Source organism: Halalkalibacter wakoensis JCM 9140, assembly GCF_000513095.1.
Taxonomy (GTDB): Bacteria; Bacillota; Bacilli; order Bacillales; family Bacillaceae_D; genus Halalkalibacter; species Halalkalibacter wakoensis.
On sequence record NZ_BAUT01000075.1, the window covers coordinates 1 to 18639 of the forward strand.

Annotated in this window: 17 protein-coding genes; 15 read left to right on the plus strand and 2 right to left on the minus strand. The window is 37.5% G+C overall.

The genetic code is table 11. From position 1 onward, the window contains the following. Positions 1-300: 300 nt before the first annotated feature. Positions 301-993 (minus strand): nuclease-related domain-containing protein, encoded by a 693-nt coding sequence (locus JCM9140_RS18460; RefSeq protein ID WP_369384458.1) that lies wholly within the window; start codon positions 991-993, stop codon positions 301-303. 192 nt (positions 994-1185) lie between these two features. On the opposite strand from JCM9140_RS18460, the gene JCM9140_RS23955 reads away from it, so the two are divergent. The 3 genes from JCM9140_RS23955 to iolG all read left to right on the plus strand — a co-directional run bounded on the left by JCM9140_RS23955 (position 1186) and on the right by iolG (position 3597). Further along, positions 1186-1350, plus strand: coding sequence for a hypothetical protein (locus tag JCM9140_RS23955; protein ID WP_156314924.1), 165 nt, complete (start codon positions 1186-1188; stop codon positions 1348-1350). A 292-nt stretch (positions 1351-1642) separates the two neighbouring features. Then, positions 1643-2497, plus strand: a complete 855-nt coding sequence (locus tag JCM9140_RS18465; RefSeq protein WP_034749997.1) for a sugar phosphate isomerase/epimerase family protein — start codon at positions 1643-1645, stop codon at positions 2495-2497. A gap of 59 nt (positions 2498-2556) precedes the next feature. Further along, entirely contained in the window at positions 2557-3597 is a 1041-nt protein-coding gene (gene iolG, locus JCM9140_RS18470; RefSeq protein ID WP_034749999.1) for a bifunctional inositol 2-dehydrogenase/D-chiro-inositol 1-dehydrogenase, read from the plus strand. Positions 3598-3685: 88 nt separating this feature from the next. Here iolG and JCM9140_RS22785 read toward each other — a convergent pair whose 3' ends face one another. Then, positions 3686-4522, minus strand: coding sequence for a helix-turn-helix domain-containing protein (locus JCM9140_RS22785; RefSeq protein ID WP_052002377.1), 837 nt, complete (start codon positions 4520-4522; stop codon positions 3686-3688). Positions 4523-4740: 218 nt separating this feature from the next. On the opposite strand from JCM9140_RS22785, the gene JCM9140_RS18480 reads away from it, so the two are divergent. The 12 genes from JCM9140_RS18480 (at position 4741) to fba (ending at position 18394) form a co-directional block, all read left to right on the plus strand. Beyond that, positions 4741-5946, plus strand: a complete 1206-nt coding sequence (locus JCM9140_RS18480) for a Gfo/Idh/MocA family protein (RefSeq protein WP_034750001.1) — start codon at positions 4741-4743, stop codon at positions 5944-5946. Between the two features lie 108 nt (positions 5947-6054). After that, complete coding sequence (locus JCM9140_RS24700; protein ID WP_235715404.1) at positions 6055-6606, plus strand: sugar phosphate isomerase/epimerase family protein; 552 nt, start codon at positions 6055-6057, stop codon at positions 6604-6606. Further along, the gene (locus JCM9140_RS24705) at positions 6603-6977 is read left to right on the plus strand and encodes a sugar phosphate isomerase/epimerase family protein (protein ID WP_235715405.1); all 375 of its coding nucleotides are present in this window, start codon (positions 6603-6605) and stop codon (positions 6975-6977) included. The genes JCM9140_RS24700 and JCM9140_RS24705 overlap by 4 nt, the downstream gene beginning before the upstream one ends. A gap of 27 nt (positions 6978-7004) precedes the next feature. Continuing rightward, positions 7005-8171 carry a Gfo/Idh/MocA family protein gene (locus JCM9140_RS18490; RefSeq protein WP_034750003.1) on the plus strand — a complete coding sequence of 389 codons (1167 nt, stop codon included), beginning with the start codon at positions 7005-7007 and terminating at the stop codon, positions 8169-8171. Between the two features lie 539 nt (positions 8172-8710). Beyond that, positions 8711-9676, plus strand: coding sequence for a sugar ABC transporter substrate-binding protein (locus JCM9140_RS18495; RefSeq protein ID WP_034750005.1), 966 nt, complete (start codon positions 8711-8713; stop codon positions 9674-9676). An 89-nt stretch (positions 9677-9765) separates the two neighbouring features. After that, positions 9766-11307, plus strand: coding sequence for a sugar ABC transporter ATP-binding protein (locus JCM9140_RS18500; RefSeq protein ID WP_034750008.1), 1542 nt, complete (start codon positions 9766-9768; stop codon positions 11305-11307). Between the two features lie 48 nt (positions 11308-11355). Continuing rightward, on the plus strand, positions 11356-12348 hold the full coding sequence (locus tag JCM9140_RS18505) for an ABC transporter permease (protein ID WP_034750010.1): 993 nt from the start codon (positions 11356-11358) through the stop codon (positions 12346-12348). A gap of 386 nt (positions 12349-12734) precedes the next feature. After that, positions 12735-13550, plus strand: coding sequence for a 5-deoxy-glucuronate isomerase (iolB, locus tag JCM9140_RS18510; RefSeq protein WP_034750014.1), 816 nt, complete (start codon positions 12735-12737; stop codon positions 13548-13550). Between the two features lie 28 nt (positions 13551-13578). Continuing rightward, positions 13579-14574, plus strand: coding sequence for a 5-dehydro-2-deoxygluconokinase (gene iolC / locus JCM9140_RS18515; protein WP_034750017.1), 996 nt, complete (start codon positions 13579-13581; stop codon positions 14572-14574). Between the two features lie 12 nt (positions 14575-14586). Beyond that, the gene (gene iolD, locus JCM9140_RS18520; protein WP_034750020.1) at positions 14587-16500 is read left to right on the plus strand and encodes a 3D-(3,5/4)-trihydroxycyclohexane-1,2-dione acylhydrolase (decyclizing); all 1914 of its coding nucleotides are present in this window, start codon (positions 14587-14589) and stop codon (positions 16498-16500) included. Between the two features lie 19 nt (positions 16501-16519). Next, a complete protein-coding gene (iolE, locus tag JCM9140_RS18525; RefSeq protein WP_034750023.1) occupies positions 16520-17419 on the plus strand; it encodes a myo-inosose-2 dehydratase in 900 nt (299 codons plus the stop codon). A 96-nt stretch (positions 17420-17515) separates the two neighbouring features. Next, entirely contained in the window at positions 17516-18394 is an 879-nt protein-coding gene (fba, locus tag JCM9140_RS18530) for a class II fructose-1,6-bisphosphate aldolase (RefSeq protein WP_034750026.1), read from the plus strand. Positions 18395-18639: the final 245 nt, after the last annotated feature.

Sequence of the window (18639 nt, forward strand, 5' to 3'; positions counted from 1 at the left end):
GGAAAGTCGTTCAAAAGGAGTGTGAAGGCCGAAGAGAGGGAGATTGGGCTGAGGAAAGTCGTTCATAAGGAGTGTGAGGGCCGAAGAGAGGGAGATTCAGATGAGGAAAGTCTTTCATGAAAATGTGTCAATATTAGATGGGCTTTTGGTTTATTCGTAAAAGGACCATTGGCGAACGCCAACTCGAGTAAAGTTTTTTTCTAGAACGACTCTGACTCTTTTTTTAGATGGGACTGATTCACACCATTCGTAAATTTCGTTTGTTGTCATTTTTCGATTTGGTAATAGCCGTTTATACTCTTATACATTTCTTAGTATGGCAGCTGAACTTGGTTCTTCGTATCGACATTTTTTACATACGCATTTTCTTCCTTCAATGAAAACTGAAAAAGAGGCGCACTTGGCACAAGTAATTCCTTTTTGAAGCTTGCTATAATCATAATTGGGTAATTGGTTAAATGGGGGGTCTGTAATATGCATTGAAACTAATTTATCAGCTAGCATCTTATGTTGAGCACTTAGCTTAGAGGGAGTTGTACTGAGTTTAGTTAACTGTTTACTAATTTGAGTTGGAAAGATAAAAGGAAAGTTAAGAGGCGCTTGATATAATGTGAATTCGGGGTTGATGAAAACGACGGATGCGTGTATAGGGAGGTTAGATCCAATGTTTTGAAATAACCGTCGTAACAGAGATTCACATCTGATTAATTGATTAAAGGGATTCGTTATTTCGGAGTTGGGGGTCTTGTAAAACCTTTCCGAATCATAAAGATAATCTCCTTCATAATTTTTAACTTCGAATAAGTAAACCCATTCTTCGGTAATGATCAATGAGTCGATTTGAAATAAAGTGTTATTTTGTTTGAGTAGTAAATCATTTAAAATGAGGCATTCACACCGAAGAGTTTCTGTCAATGAGTCAAATGCTTTCTCTCCATCAAACCCCTTTTCGAGATAGAAGTAGTACTGCTGATCTTTGTCTGATAATCGCATCCTATTGTTTAATGATCTCAAAATAAGTAGTTCATTAGATTCAGTACGTGATTTATAAGGGCATAATACCACAACCTTTCTATTTTTAATTTACTAATATTATACATAATAATTTCAATATTTAGGGTATTTGTTTTCTGATAGAGGTGATGAAGGTCGGAAAGGGGAGGAGTCAGAGGGGAAAAGCCACTCATGATGGTGATGAAAGCCGGAATGTGGAGGAAGTTGAAGGGAAAGTCATTCATGGAGGTGATGAAAGCCGGAACGTGGAGAAAGCCGAGGAGAAAAGTCATTCATGGAGGTGATGAAAGCCGGAACGTGGAGAGAGCCGAGGAGAAAAGTCATTCATGGAGGTGATGAAAGCCGGAATGTGGAGAGAGCCGAGGAGAAAAGTCATTCATGGAGGCGGTGAAAGCTAGAATGGAGACAAAAGTGTTTGAAAAAAAGATCGCTGTCAGACACTTTTGCTTACAATGACTCACTATGCTATTGGTGTGATATTTGTTATCTGTAGCGAAATGAACAAGTAAGCAATAATATACAGTTTTCGAGCAAGAATTTATAGAGGTTTCACAGCAAATATGAAATAAACTACAAACAGATACAAAAACAACATAACAACAAGCCTTTATGGATGGAGGAGTAAACAATGAAATTAGCTTTCAACGAAGGTACAACATGGGAAAGCGCAACTCTAGAGCAGAATTTAGAGTATTGCGAAAAACATGGTTATGACTATATTGAAATTCGTGCGATTGACCAGTTAATTGATTACCTTGAAGAACATACACTAGATGATTTGAAAGCGTATTTTGATAGCCATAAAATTAAACCGCTTTCATTAAATGCTCTATGCTTTTTCAACAATCGTACAAAAGAAGATGAAGATAAAGTGATAGAGGAATTTAAAGAATACTTAGAAATTTGCAGAAAAATTGATTGTGAATATATCGCTGTTGTTCCTTCAAATATTGATGTAACGGAAAAAGGAAAAACTCTTACAAAAGAAGTAAATGAGAGTTGTGTTCGAGTATTAACTCAATTATCTGATTTAGCAGAACCTTATGGGGTAAAGATTGCACTTGAATTTATCGGAATCCCTGAGAACACAGTGAATACTTTTGCTCAGGCCTATGAAATTGTTAAAGAAATTGATAGAGATAACGTTGGCCTTGTATATGATACATTCCAATTCACTGGAATGGGATCAAGGTTTGAGGATGTAACGGAAGAAACAGCAGATAAAATTTTCATTTTCCATATTAATGACGTAGATGGATTACCTGTTGGACAAATGCGTGATACAGATCGAGTTTGGCCGGGTCATGGTGTAATCGATTTAGGGGCACATTTGAGTAAATTGAAAGAACTAAACTATGATTTTGTCGTATCCGTTGAACTATTCAGACCAGAATATTATGAAATGGATCCTGAAGAAGTTATTAAAAAAGCAAAAGAAACGACGTTGGAAGTGTTAGAAAAATATCATTACTCTCGCGTTTAATAGGAAAAACTCATTTAAGAAAAAATGAAATCGTTTTACATGATTAGGAGGAAACTATTATGACTTTAAGATTTGGTGTAGTTGGAACTGGTGCAATTGGGAGAGAACACATTAATCGAATTACTAATTCATTATCTGGAGGCAAAATTGTTGCTGTAACAGATGTTAATCAAGATTCGGCAAAACAAACGGTTGAACAATATCAATTAGATGCTGTTGTCTATCCAGATGATAAAACATTAATTGCTGATGAGAATGTTGATGTTGTTGTTGTAACGAGCTGGGGACCTGCTCATGAAGCAACGGTATTAGCAGCTGTGGAAGCAGGAAAATATGTATTCTGTGAAAAGCCTTTAGCCACTACGGCAGAAGGGTGCATGCGAATTGTAGAAGCAGAAATGAAGCAAGGCAAGAAACTTGTTCAAGTAGGATTCATGCGTCGCTATGATAGCGGTTATGTACAATTAAAAGAAGCCATTGATAAAGGGGAGATTGGCCAACCACTTATGGTTCGTGCTGTCCACCGTAACCCAGAGGTGCCTGAATCTTATGTGACAGAAATGGCTGTAGTTGATACATTGATTCACGAAATTGATGCCCTTCACTGGCTAGTGAATGATGATTATAAATCCGTGCAGGTTGTTTTTCCAAGAAAAACAAAATATGCACACGATAAAGTACAAGATCCGCAGCTATTTACAATTGAAACAAACAGTGGAATTGTCATGAATGTTGAAGTATTTGTAAACTGCAAATATGGCTATGATATTCAATGTGAAGTAATTGGTGAAGATGGCGTTGCTTATTTACCAGAATTCCCAAGTGTTGTTACACGTAAAAATGGCAAGTTAAGCTCTAACATTTTACAAGATTGGAAATATCGTTTTATGGAATCATATGATGTTGAAATCCAAGACTTCATTGATTCAGTTGTTAAAAACGGTGAGCCTCAAGGTCCAACTTCATGGGATGGTTATATCGCAGCCGTAACAGCTGATGCATGCGTGAAAGCACAAAACACAGGTGAAAAAGAAGCGATTACACTTCAAGAAAAACCTGCATTTTATAGAAAAGATGCTGTTTGTGAAACCGTTAATTAAGAAGATTAGAGTATTCTCGTACTAAATAAAAATGAACCCACGTTAGATAAACTCTAACGTGGGTTCATTTTGTTGAATAAAAGGTAATTTAGATACTAAGATTTCGGAATTCAGTTGGGGTAAAACCAACTTTTTTATAGAAGATATTAATAAATCCCGAGCTACTACTGTATCCAACTTGGTAAGCAATATCTGCTATTGAACAAGTTGTCGTTTTTAATAACGTTTTGGCTGTGTCTATTCGGTTTTTTGTCGCAAACTCAATAGGCGCGTATCCTGTTTCTATTTTAAACATATGAGAAAAATAAAAAGGACTTAACTTCACATAATTAGCAATCTCCTGTAATGTAATTTGCCTTTCAATATTTGCTTTGATAAAATGAATCGCTTCATCAACTGGTGACACTTCATCCTCTTGTTTTTCTGGTTTAATAGTTAAACTATTTATCATGCTATAGATGAGACATGTAGATTCAGAGATGGACATTTCCTGGTCATGATAATATGTATAGACCATCTGATACAATTTTTTTCCTATCTCGATATTTCGTTTATTTTGAAAGAAAAAACCGTGTTGTTTTAAAATATAGCTGCATAATTCATGTGAGTTAGGGCCCTCAAAGTGTATATAAATAAATTCTAGGCCGTCCGTACCGTAATAATGATGAGGTTCACGACAGTCAAGTAACAAAATATCCCCTTTTTTGGCTGTTACTGATTTATCTTGGTAGTTTACATGAAGCTCCCCATTTCGAATGTAAACTAATAGGAAGTAAGGAAAATAGTCTCGTTTAATCTCATAATCGGCATTGCAATAATAATGGCCGCAGCAGATCAAATGATAATAATACTTTTTAATTGTTTCAGAGGGTGTAAAAAAATAATAGTGGGAGCCGTCTAGTACTCCGGTTTCATTAAGCAGCATATTTTACTCCTTTCAACGGTCTTTTCATTCATTATATGGTTACGCTTACATAAAAAGCAAGAATGATGAATAAAAAAGCAATGTTATGTATTTTTGTTTTTGTTGATTCTCGATATACTTGGTTCATTCATAGAACATCACAGCATATATCTTAACACTGTTTTTAAAGTTACAAAAAGCAATATCACGATATTTTATAATGAAAGTGGGGAATAGGTATGTTGAATGGAGAGAAAAAAATTACAAGACCTTTACGTTGGGCAATGGTAGGTGGCGGAAGACTTAGCCAAGTAGGTTATAAACACCGTACGGGAGCACTTAGAGACAATACAGCTTTTCAATTAGTTGCAGGTGCCTTTGATATTGATCCTGAAAGAGGAAAAGAGTTTGGTGTTCATATTGGTGTAGAGGAAGATCGTTGCTATGCCGATTATAAAACGATGTTTACTGAGGAAGCGAAACGTGATGATGGAGTTGAGGTTGTCTCGATTGCAACTCCAAATGGTACTCACTATGAAATTTGTAAAGCGGCATTAGAGGCTAATCTTCATGTCATTTGTGAGAAACCTTTATTTTTTACAACGAAAGAGGTTATAGAGATTAAACAGCTCGCTGAAGAAAAAGGCAAAATAGTAGGGGTGACGTATGGATTCTCAGGCAATCAAATGTTGCTCCAGATGAGGGCAATGATTGAAAAGGGAGATATTGGTGACATTCGTATGGTAGAGCTTCAGTATACACATGGTTTTAATTCAACAGATGAAGCTGACAAATTTAGTGATGCACAGAAATGGCGTGTTGATCCGAAAATTGCAGGACCTAGTTTTGTTTTAGGTGACCTCTCCACTCATACCTACTATATGTCGCAATTGATTATGCCTGATATGAAAATCAGCAAGCTCCTTTGTGACCGTCAAAGCTTCATCGAGAGCCGGGCACCGCTTGAAGATAATGCTTATGTACTCATGCACTATGAAAATGGTGCCGTAGGAAGACTATGGACATCATCTGTAAACGCAGGTTGTATGGATGGTCATCGAATTCGAATTGTAGGGTCAAAGGCAAGTCTAGAATGGTGGGACAGCAAGCCTGGTGAGTTATCCTATGAAATACAGGGCCAACCTGCTCAAACGTTAATTCGTGCGATGCCTTATTTGGATGAAAGCTGCAATGCAGATGAAAGATTAGGAGCTTTGCATGTGGAGGGTTTATCGGATTCTTGGGCAAATATTTATCTCAAATTTGCTATTGCCATGGATGCTAAAAATCGTGGAGATCAAGACACGTTAGATCATCTTGTCTATCCTGATATTAACGCAGGGTTAGAAGGAGTTCGTTGGATTGAGAATTGTGTACGTTCAGCTGATCAAGGGTCAGTTTGGGTTGACTTTGAGTATGAAGAAGCAAAAACGCAATTCGTATAATATTGAAGCCGTAAATTCCTATAATCTCCCTCCATTTACTTGCTCCCCTATCAAATGGAGGGGGATTTTTGTTTATAAAAATTTTTTATAGGTGTGGAGGTGAAATATATGTCTCTTAAAATAGCTGGTGCTCCTTGCTGTTGGGGGGTAGATGACCCCAAAAACCCTTATTTGCCACCATGGGAAAAGGTACTAAGAGAAGCATCTAAAGCAGGATATAAAGGAATTGAATTAGGACCTTATGGTTATATCCCTATGGATATAATACGAGTTCAACAGGAACTCTCTAAAAATGATTTAACCATAATAGCAGGGACAATTTTCGATGACCTGGTATCTGAATCGAACCTTAAAAATTTACTAAAGCAAGTAGATGATATTTGCTCTCTAATTACGAAACTTCCTCCAGCACCAAAGGAAGAAGGTCAGAAATTCCCAACCCCTTATCTCGTTATTATCGATTGGGGACATGATGAACGTGATTACAAAGCCGGGCATCCTGAACAAGCACAGCGTCTATCAGAAGGTGATTGGAAAAAGATGATGAATCACATTAGCGCTATTTCTGAGAAGGCGTGGACGCAATATGGAGTCCGTCCCGTTATTCACCCACATGCAGGGGGTATATTGAATTCGAAGATGAAATTACTAAACTTGTGAATGATATACCATATGAAACTGCGGGTCTTTGTTTAGACACAGGACATTTATATTATTCAAAAATGGACCCGATTCAATGGCTGCGTCTTTGTGCAGATCGAATCGATTACATTCATTTTAAAGATATTGATGTACAGATGTATGAAGAAGTGATGAATGAACATATTCGCTTTTTCGATGCCTGTGCTAAAGGTGTTATGTGTCCGATTGGGCAAGGAATCATGGATTATGAAACAATTCACGAATTACTTAAGGAGATCAATTACCATGGATACGTTACGATAGAACAAGAGCGAGATCCAAGGAATGCAGGGACTAGTTTAGATGATGTTAGTCAGAGCTTGGCCTATTTAAAACAAGTTGGTTATTAAGAATAAGAGAAATGGGGGAATGGGGTTATGATTAATGGTGAAAAGAAAGTTGAACAGCCGATTCGTTGGGCAATGGTAGGAGGTGGACGAGGTAGTCAAATTGGTTACATCCATCGTTCTGCTGCTTTAAGAGATCATAATTTTCAATTGGTTGCAGGGGCGTTTGATATAAACGCAGAGCGTGGTTTGGATTTTGGTATAAATTTACATCTGGATTCAAAGCGTTGTTATTCTGATTATAAAACTATGTTTGAGGAAGAAGCCAAACGTGAAGATGGCATCCAAGCTGTATCCATTGCGACCCCAAATGGAACACACTATGAAATTTGTAAGGCTGCTCTAGAAGCTAATTTACATGTTATATGTGAAAAGCCCCTTTGCTTTACAACGGAAGAAGCGAAAGAGCTAGAAGCACTAGCTAAAGAAAAAAAACGAGTCGTTGGAATTACTTATGGGTATTCAGGATACCAGGCAATCGAGCAAGGACGTCAGATGATTGCAAATGGAGAGCTTGGTGAAATCAGAATCATTAATATGCAATTTGCTCACGGGTTTCATTCTGAAGCTGTAGAAATAGACAATCCAAGCACAAAATGGCGCGTTGACCCAAAGATTGTTGGCCCAAGTTATGTGTTAGGTGATTTAGGAACACATCCTCTTTATTTATCTGAAGTGATGCTGCCAAACCTTAAAATCAAAAAGCTAATGTGCACGCGTCAAAGTTTCGTCAAAACAAGAGCTCCACTAGAGGATAATGCTTACACGATTATGGAATATGAAAATGGTGCAATTGGAACAGTATGGTCAAGTGCCGTGAATGCGGGATCAATGCATAGCCAAACAATTCGAGTTATTGGTTCAAAGGCTAGCATTGAATGGTGGGATGAACAACCGAATCAGCTCCGATACGAAGAACAAGGTAAACCAGTTCAAATTTTAGAGCGAGGAATGAATTACCTTTATCCACAAGCTTTAGCGGATGATCGTATTGCAGGAGGACATCCTGAAGGGTTGTTTGAAGCCTGGTCAAATCTGTATACGCGTTTTGCGATGGCAATGGAAGAAAAGGACCAGGGTAGACAGCTAGAAAACAGTTGGTACCCAGGAATAGAAGCAGGAGTAGAGGGTGTTAGGTGGGTTGAGAATTGTGTTCGCTCTGCTGATAATGGAGCTGTATGGGTGGATTATCAATAATTAGAAAATGGTTTTATTCTTTTTTACTCTACTAGAAATGTTGCAACTGGATTCCCCAAAACGGAAGAGAGTACTTGAAAAAAGATGCGGCTTTTAGTCACATCTTTTTTTAATTTCTTAAACTTTCCGTAAAATGGAAGATCATGTATTTTTAAAGTTTAGTAGTGGACGAGTTGTCTTTTTTTCCCTTCACTACACCACATGTAATCGTTTACAAGTAAAAACCTTATAAAACAAGGTTTTTTCAGATTAGAAGGATATAAACTTAAAGAATTTTAAAGTAATTTATAAAAAAGCGTTTACAAAATAGACACATTCCTGTATCTTTAAGATAATAAATGAAAGCGCATTCGATAATTTGTAATCGATTGCACAAGTGATGCATTTCTGATTCTCGAGCATTCAGGAATGTTTTACTAAGAAAAGGACGGTGATATAGTCTTCATAAAGGGTCCTATGACAAACTGTCGATGAAGTATTTTTTTGAGGTCTTATGAAAGCGATTGCAGAAAAACATTTATTTCGGGGGGAATTGCAAAATGAAATTCAAAAAATCTGTACTGATGGTTGTTGGTTTAGTCATGTTATTATTTGTAACTGCTTGCGGAGGTGGAAATGAAGCAAGTTCGGGTTCGGAAGAGAGCTCTGGAGATAAGAAAACAATTGGTGTTTCCATTTCCAACCTAGATGAATTTTTAACGTACATGCAAGATGCAATGAAAGAAGAAGCAGAAAATCATCCAGACTTTGAATTTATTTATAGTGATGCTCAAAATGATAGTGCAAGACAAATGGACCAAATTGAAAACTTTATCACTCGAAATGTTGATGCAATTGTGATCAACCCGGTTGATACAACAGCAGCGGTTGATATTATCAACTTAGTGAACAATGCAGGAATTCCAATTATTGTTGCGAACCGAACTTTTGACGGAGTAGAAGAAGCAACAGCATACGTAGGATCTGAATCAATTCAATCAGGCCTCTTACAAATGGAGGAAGTAGCTGAGTTGTTAGGCGGAGAAGGAAATATCGCTATCATGGAAGGGATGCTAGGCCACGAAGCACAAATTAAGAGAACAGAAGGAAATATTGAAATTATCGATCAACATGATGGCTTAGAAGTAGTGCTTCAAAATACAGCAAAGTTTGACCGTTCTGAAGGTATGAGATTAATGGAAAACTGGTTGAATTCAGGTGCAGATATTGACGCAGTAGTGGCAAATAATGATGAGATGGCTCTTGGAGCAATTCTAGCATTGGAAGCAGCCGGAAAATTAGAGGATGTATTAGTTGCCGGAATCGATGCTACACCAGCAGCTTTAGAATCTATGAAAGCAGGACAGCTTGGTGTAACCGTATTTCAAGATGCAAAAGGCCAGGGAGCAAACAGTATTATTACAGCTGTAAAAGCAGCAAACGGTGAGGAAGTAGAAGACGTTTTAGTCCCTTATCAACTTGTAACACCTGAGAATGTAGATGAGTATATCGCTAAATATGAATAACAAGAAACATAGGATAAAAGGAAACCTTTTTGGTTTCCTTTTATCCCAAAGATGATCAATAATCCTATCGGAAGTGGGAGGGTTAATTAATGAGTGATTATATTTTAGAATTGAAAAATGTTACAAAAGAGTTCCCGGGCGTAAAAGCTTTAGATAATGTTCAATTAAAAGTTAGAAAAGGCAGTGTCCATGCATTAATGGGTGAAAATGGAGCTGGAAAATCGACTCTTATGAAAATTATCATTGGTATGTACACACCAGATACGGGTGAAATATTTTTTGACGGGGAAAAAATTAAGTTTAACAATATTAATGATTCTTTGGATAAAGGGATATCCATGATTCATCAAGAGCTAAGTCCTATTCCTGAGATGACCATTGCGGAAAACATTTTCTTGGGGAGGGAACCAACATACGGGAAAAGTGGACTCGTTAATAATCGCGAACTCTATCAAATGACGCGGGATTTATTAAAAAGTTTAGAAATTAATCTTGATCCTAAGACAAAGATGATTGATTTAAGTATAGCAAATACTCAGATGGTGGAGATTGCTAAAGCGATATCCTTTGATTCAAAGTTAGTCATTATGGATGAGCCAACCTCCGCTATTACAGAAAAAGAAGTTGCTCAATTGTTTAAGATGATACGCTCTCTAAAAGAAAAAGGTGTTGGGATTATTTACATTACTCACAAGATGAGTGAGTTGTACGAAATTGCCGATGATATTTCTGTTTTTAGAGATGGTCAATATATCGGTACCGATCGAGCGGCAGATATGGAAAAAGATAGATTGATTAAAATGATGGTAGGACGAGAATTAAATCAAGTATTTAATAAACCAGATTCTAAGATTGGCGAAGTGGCACTATCAGTAAAAAATTTACGACATGAAGGTTCGTTTAAAGATGTAAATTTTCAAGTTCGAAAAGGTGAAATCGTTTGCTTTGCTGGTTTAATGGGAGCCGGAAGAACCGAAGTGATGGAAACAATCTTTGGGGTCAAGAGCGCTCACGAAGGGGAAGTATACGTTCACGGAAAACAAGTGAATATAAAATCACCACAAGATGCCATAAAAAACAACTTAGGGTTTTTAACCGAAGATCGCAAGCTTACTGGCCTATTTTTACCTTTATCTGTAAGAGAAAACATGATCACAGTAAATATTGATCAATATATTTCTATGGGGTTGTTGAATTATAAAAAAGTGAAATCTGATTGTCAAACTCAAAAAGAAAGCCTTCGAATTAAAACCCCGAATATCGATCAAATTGTCGAGAATTTAAGTGGGGGGAATCAACAAAAAGTATTGCTTGCTAGATGGTTATTGAAGAACCCAGACATTTTATTCTTAGACGAACCAACTCGTGGAATTGACGTAGGAGCGAAATCAGAGTTTTACAACATTATATTTGAACTTGCCAGTCAAGGAAAAGCAATTGTCGTTGTTTCTTCGGAAATGGCAGAAATACTTGGTCTGTGTGATCGTGTGATTGTGATGCATGAAGGAAAAATCACTGGTGAATTAAGCAGAGAAGAAGCCAACCAAGAAAAAATTATGCAATATGCTACTGGTCAAGCGGAGAATGTTGAGAAAAGCAATGAAATTAGTGACGCGGAAAAGATTGTTTAGCAAATATAACTGAAAAATACGTCAATATTAAGTTTGGAGGAAAGTAATATGGGTCTAGAGCTAGAAAAGACGGAAACAAAACAAGTGAAAAATAAACAAGGTAAAGAACTAGCGATGAATATCTTAAAGAAATATGGCATATTTATCATTCTAATTTTACTCATTGTTTTAATGTCTATTTTAACTCCACATTTTTTAAGTACAACTAACCTAATTAACATTGTTAGACAAATGTCAATTATTGGTATTATCGCAATAGGGGTTACACCGATTATTATTACAAAAGGGATCGACTTATCTTCTGGTTCACTTATTGCATTAGTTTCTGTTGTTGTGGCAACGTTTGCTCAAGGGGATTTTCCAATAGTCGTTCCTATTTTAGTTGCTTTAGGTGTTGGTTTACTAGTTGGTCTAGTTAACGGTACACTTGTAGCCAAAGGAATGTTAGCTCCATTTATCGCAACGTTAGGAATGATGACAGCTGCTCGTGGTGCAGCGATGCTCTATAGTGACGGTAGACCTATTGGTGGAATTTCAGAAACGTTTACATTTATCGGTCAAGGAATGATTGCAGGTATTCCGGTACCGGTCATCATTTTTGGATTTGTAGGTTTGGTTACATGGATCTTGCTTAATAAAACAAAGATTGGTAAGTATGTGTATGCAATCGGTGGAAACGAGCAAGCAGCTGTGACAGCCGGAATTAATGTAAGCAGAATTAAGTTAATGGTTTATGCATATGCAGGGCTTTTAGGTGGTGTTGCAGGTATGATTCTTACTGCAAGGATTGCTTCAGGTCAACCACAAGCGGGTATCATGTTTGAGTTAGATGCCATTGCAGCAGCTGTAATTGGTGGTACTAGTCTTTTTGGAGGAATTGGTACAGTAGGTGGAACAATTATTGGTGCCTTAATCATTGGTGTAATGAACAATGGTCTAGATCTTCTAGGTGTTAGTTCATACTGGCAACAAATCGTTAAAGGCGCAATCATTGTTGCAGCTGTTTACATTGATTCAAGAAAAAATCATCGTAAAAAATAAGCAAGCTAAATAAAAGTACTAGTCATCTTCCACATAAGCGCTTAAAAAGGACACTTTTCTTTTTGAATGCCAACGACTAGTACTTTTAGTACTAGTGTAATTGATTTCATTATTGATACATAAGGGATGAGTACATAAAAAATAATTAGAAAAATCACGAAAAAGTATTGACCGAAAGCGCTTTTAATATTATTCTGAAACAGAAGTAATCAAAACATAACCAAAACATGACAAAAAACTTGTTTAAAGTAACTTCTGTCACAAAAATGGTTATGTTATCTGTTAACAGTTTTATATAAATAGTATTAGTATACGCTTCAATGAAATCGATTTCACTCTCATTTGAGAGACCTTGATGAACATGATGATCTTTAGGAGGTAGTGCAATGAGTAAATTACTTCGCAAGCCAGAAAATACGGAACTAAAAGACGGTTTAAAACTCGTCCATGATGTAACATCTGAAAACTCCTCTCTTGAATATGTGAATTTTAAGATGATTGATTTAGCTCCCGGAGCTACATATTCAGAGGTGTTAGGTAAACTAGAATGTTGTATTGTCGCGGTAACAGGGAAGATCAATGTAACGGACCAAGAAGTCGTATTTGATAATATTGGAACTAGAGAATCTGTTTTCGAGAAAGTTCCGACCGATAGTGTTTATGTTTCAAATGATCGGACCTTTGAGGTGAAAGCAGTAAGTCAAGCGCGTGTAGCACTTTGCTATTCCCCTTCAGAAAAACAACTACCAACAAAATTAATCTCTGCTTCCGATAATGGGGTTGAGCATAGAGGTACAGGAAATAACAAAAGAATGGTTCATAACATCTTACCAGATTCAGACCCTTCAGCAAATAGTTTGCTAGTTGTAGAAGTGTTTACAGAAAGCGGAAACTGGTCTAGTTATCCTCCTCATAAACATGATCAAGATAACTTACCAGAAGAATCGTTCTTAGAAGAAACGTATTATCATGAAATGAATCCGTCTCAAGGTTTTGTCTTTCAGCGTGTGTATACAGACGATCGCTCACTAGATGAGACGATGACAGTTGAAAACGGAAACATGGTTATCGTTCCAGTAGGGTATCATCCAGTAGGTGTTCCAGAAGGATATACTTCATACTATTTAAACGTAATGGCAGGGCCAACTCGTGTTTGGAAGTTTCATAATGACCCTGACCATGAGTGGATTCTAAAAGGTTAATAAACTATTAAGAGGAGTGTTAGATAAAATGAATTATAAATTTAATGACAACAGAGAATTCGATATTATTGCAGTAGGTCGTGCGTGCATTGATTTAAATGCAGTTGAGTATAATCGCCCAATGGAAGAAACGATGACATTTTCTAAATATGTTGGTGGATCACCAGCCAACATTGCTATTGGAAGTTCAAAACTAGGATTGAAAGCTGGTTTTATTGGAAAGCTTGCAGACGATCAACATGGTCGTTTCATTGAGCAATACATGAGAGAAGTTGGGATTGACACAACAAATATGGTTGTAGACAAAGATGGTCATAAAACGGGCTTAGCTTTTACAGAGATTAAGAGTCCTGAAGAATGCAGCATTTTAATGTACAGACAAGATGTAGCAGACCTTTATCTTGATCCAAGTGAAGTGGATGAAGAATATATTAAAAAAGCAAAAATTCTACTAGTTTCAGGTACAGCACTATCAAAAAGCCCATCTCGTGAAGCGATGTTAAAAGCGGTAAGTCTAGCGAAGAAAAACGATGTAAAGGTTATTTTTGAGCTAGATTATCGTCCGTATTCTTGGAATAATACTGAAGAAACGGCTGTGTACTATTCCTTAGTTGCCGAACAATCTGATGTTGTAATTGGTACTCGTGAAGAATTTGATGCACTTGAAAATAGAACAACAGAAGGCAAGAACGAAGACACAGTAAATTACTTATTCCAACATTCACCTGATTTAGTCGTCATTAAACATGGTGTCGAAGGCTCTTATGCTTATACGAAATCTGGAGAAGTTTTTAGAGGTTTAGCTTATAAAACGAAAGTATTAAAAACATTTGGTGCGGGTGATTCATATGCATCAGCATTCCTATTCGCTCTTATTAGTGGGAAAGATATCGAAACAGCATTGAAATATGGTAGTGCATCAGCATCCATTGTTGTAAGTAAGCACAGCTCGTCAGATGCCATGCCATCTGTAGAAGAGATTGAAGGATTAATTGCAAAAAATGAAACCATTTCAGTGGGATAGAGGAGAAAGCTTATGAAAACAATTAGACTAACAACAGCGCAAGCTTTAATTAAATTTCTAAATCAACAGTATATTCATGTAGATGGAGAAGAGATTCCATTTGTAGAAGGAATTTTTAATATCTTTGGTCATGGAAATGTATTAGGGATCGGTCAAGCGCTTGAAAGTGATCCGGGACATTTAAAAGTGATTCAAGGGAAAAACGAACAAGGTATGGCACATGCTGCGATTGCTTATAGTAAACAATTGCTTCGCAAAAAGATTTATGCAATTACAACGTCAAGTGGACCAGGGTCAGCTAACTTAGTAACAGCGGCTGGAACGGCTCTTGCTAACAATATTCCAGTGTTGTTAATTCCGGCTGATACGTATGCGACTCGTCAACCAGATCCTGTTTTGCAGCAAATCGAGCAAGAGCATAGTCTTGCTATTACGACAAATGATGCCTTAAAGCCAGTATCAAGATACTGGGATCGTGTAACCCGCCCTGAACAATTAATGTCAAGTTTAATTCGGGCATTTGAAGTGATGACAGATCCGGCAAGGTCAGGCCCTGCAACGGTTTGTATCTCGCAAGATGTGGAAGGGGAAGCGTTTGATTTTGATGAAAAGTTCTTTGTAAAGCGCGTTCATTACATTGACCGTAAACCAGCTAGTAATCGTGAATTAAAAGGTGCAGCTGAACTAATTAAAGCTAGCAAAAAGCCACTAATTGTTGTTGGTGGAGGAGCGAAATATTCTGAAGCGCGCGATATTTTAGTAGAATTTTCAGAGAAATATAATGTACCTTTAGTCGAAACGCAAGCTGGAAAGTCAACCATTGAGCACTCGTTTAAAAACAATCTTGGCGGTCTTGGTATTACAGGAACACTTGCAGCTAACAAGGCAGCTCAACAAGCAGACCTTGTCATAGGTGTAGGTACAAGATACACAGACTTTGCTACATCATCAAAAACGATCTTTAATTTTGATGAAGCGAAATTTTTAAACGTGAATGTTAGCCGTATGCAAGCTTACAAGCTTGATGGCTATCAGGTCGTAGCTGATGCAAGAACTACTTTTGAAGCATTAACCCCAATGCTAGAAGGGTATGAAAGTCAGTTCGGGAACACGATTACGGAACTGAAGGAAGAATGGTTAGCCGAGCGTGACCGCTTAAGCAAAGTAACATTTAGTCGAGAAGGTTTTGTTCCTGAGATAAAAGATCACTTCTCTCAAGAAGTGTTAAATGAGTATGCAGATGCATTAGGAACAGAATTTGCTCAAACAACAGCATTGTTGACCATTAATGAGACTATTGATCCAGATAGTATCATCATTTGTGCTGCTGGTTCGCTGCCAGGAGACTTACAACGCCTATGGCATTCATCAGTTCCTAATACGTATCACCTTGAGTATGGGTATTCATGTATGGGATATGAAGTTTCAGGAACATTAGGATTAAAATTAGCTGAACCATCAAAAGAAGTATATACGATGGTTGGTGATGGAAGTTTTCTAATGCTTCACTCTGAGTTTGTTACAGCGATTCAGTATAATAAAAAAATCAATGTCCTCTTATTTGATAACTCTGGCTATGGTTGTATTAACAATCTACAAATGGATTTTGGCGGCGGAAGTTACTTCTGTGAATTTAGAACGGACGATAATCAGATTTTAAATGTAGATTATGCAAAAGTCGCTGAAGGGTATGGAGCAAAATCATATCGCGCTAACACAGTAGAAGAGTTAAAGGCAGCTTTAGAGGATGCGAAGAAACAAGACTGTTCTACACTAATTGAAATGAAAGTCCTTCCTAAAACAATGACAGATGGTTATGACGGAAGCTGGTGGAACTTAGGAGTTTCTGAAGTATCTGATCGTGAAGGAATTCAAAAGGCATATGAATTCAAGCAAGAAAAACTAAAAAATGCAAAGCAATATTAAGAGTAGAAGGTGAATGCTAATGAGTAATCAAGATATTTTATGGGGAATTGCCCCAATCGGCTGGCGTAATGATGATATTCCAGAAATCGGTGCAGAAAATACATTGCAACACTTATTAAGTGATATTGTTGTAGCTGGGTTTCAAGGTACGGAAGTGGGAGGATTCTTTCCTGAAGCAAAAGTACTAAACAAAGAACTTAGTTTGCGTAATTTAAAAATCGCCGGACAATGGTTCTCAAGCTTTTTAATTCGTGATGGACTAGAAGAAGTAGCAAAGGAATTCCACAAGCATTGTGCAAATTTACAGCAAGTAAATGCAGCTGTTGCGGTTGTTTCTGAACAAACATACAGCATTCAAGGCACAAAAAAGAATGTGTTTGAAGAAAAGCCTTATTTTACAGATGAGGAATGGAATATGTTAAGCCAAGGATTAAATGAGCTCGGAAAAATCGCCGAGCAATATGATTTACATTTAGTATTTCACCACCATATGGGTACAGGTGTTCAAACGTTAGATGAAATCGATCGTTTATTAGAAAATACGGATCCTAGTCATGTTCATCTTCTTTACGATACTGGGCACATTTATGTATCAGATCGTGATTACATGACTTTATTAAAAAAGCATATGAATCGCATTAAACATGTCCATTTTAAAGACGTCAGACAGAACAAATTAGAAGAATGTCAGACAGCAGGTAAATCGTTCTTAGATTCATTTTTACATGGTATGTTTACTGTACCAGGTGATGGTTGTATTGATTTCACAGAAGTTTATGAAACTTTGCTTGATCATAACTACAAAGGGTGGATCGTTATTGAAGCCGAACAAGATCCAGCAAAAGCCCACCCATTAGAGTATGCGTTAATTGCGCGTAAGTATATTGATGAAAAATTATTTCAAAAAGTAAAAGTCTAACTAGATTTAAATCTATGGAGAGCACTGAAAAAGGGCATTTTTCCTTATTCAGTGCTTTCTAAGAATGGAAAGAGCTTAAAGGGAGGGACTAAGAAAATGGCATTAGTTTCAATGAAAGAAATGCTTCAACTCGCAAAAGAGGGAAGCTATGCGGTTGGGCAATACAATATTAATAGCTTACAGTGGGCACAAGCGATTTTAGAAGCAGCTCAAGAAGAACGTGGACCAGTTATTGTCGCAGCTTCAGATCGACTTGTCGATTATTTAGGTGGTTTTAAAACAATTGCAGCAATGGTAAAGTCACTTGTTGAGGGAATGGAAATTACGGTACCGGTTGCCCTGCATTTAGATCATGGAATGAATGTGGAGAGATGTAAACAGGCCATTGATGCGGGGTTTACTTCTGTGATGATCGATGGGTCTCACTATACGATTGAAGAGAACATTGCGATGACAAAAGAAGTGGTTGACTATGCCAAACGTCACAACGTCTCGGTAGAAGCAGAAGTGGGAACTGTTGGTGGAATGGAAGATGGATTAATTGGTGGTGTGAAATATGCTGACCCATATGAATGTTTGCGTCTTGTTGAAGAAACAGGAGTGGACGCGTTGGCTGCCGCTTTAGGATCCGTTCACGGACCTTACCAAGGTGAACCTCAACTCGGTTTTGCTGAAATGAAACAAATTTCAGAAATGACAGGTATTCCATTGGTTCTTCACGGGGGATCTGGCATCCCAGATTACCAAATCAAAAAAGCAATTGAGCTTGGACATGCAAAGATCAATGTGAATACCGAATGTTTACAAGCATGGGCAAAAGCGGTGCGTGACGTATTAGTAAACGACAGTGACATTTACGATAATCGTGCCATTACGACACCAGGTAAAGAAGCCATTGTGGCTACAGTAAAAGCGAAGATGAGAGAGTTTAATACAAGTAATAAAGCCCCAGTTGAGAATGTTTCGAAGGTATAAGGAAGTAGAAAAATACAGAGGCTTGGACCAAATCGTATGCGATTTGGTCTTTTGTCGTTTTGAGAGTTAAGAGAACTGACGGACGGGGGGAAGGTAGGGGGGAAGGGAAGGCCTTGAGCTGATGAGAGAGCCAGTGGAATAGTACATCAAAGAAGGGATGAAAGCCCGAACTGGATAGAGAACGAGAGTGAAAGGAAATCAAAGAGGGAATGAAGGCCCGAAACTAGAGAGAGAACGAGAGAGAA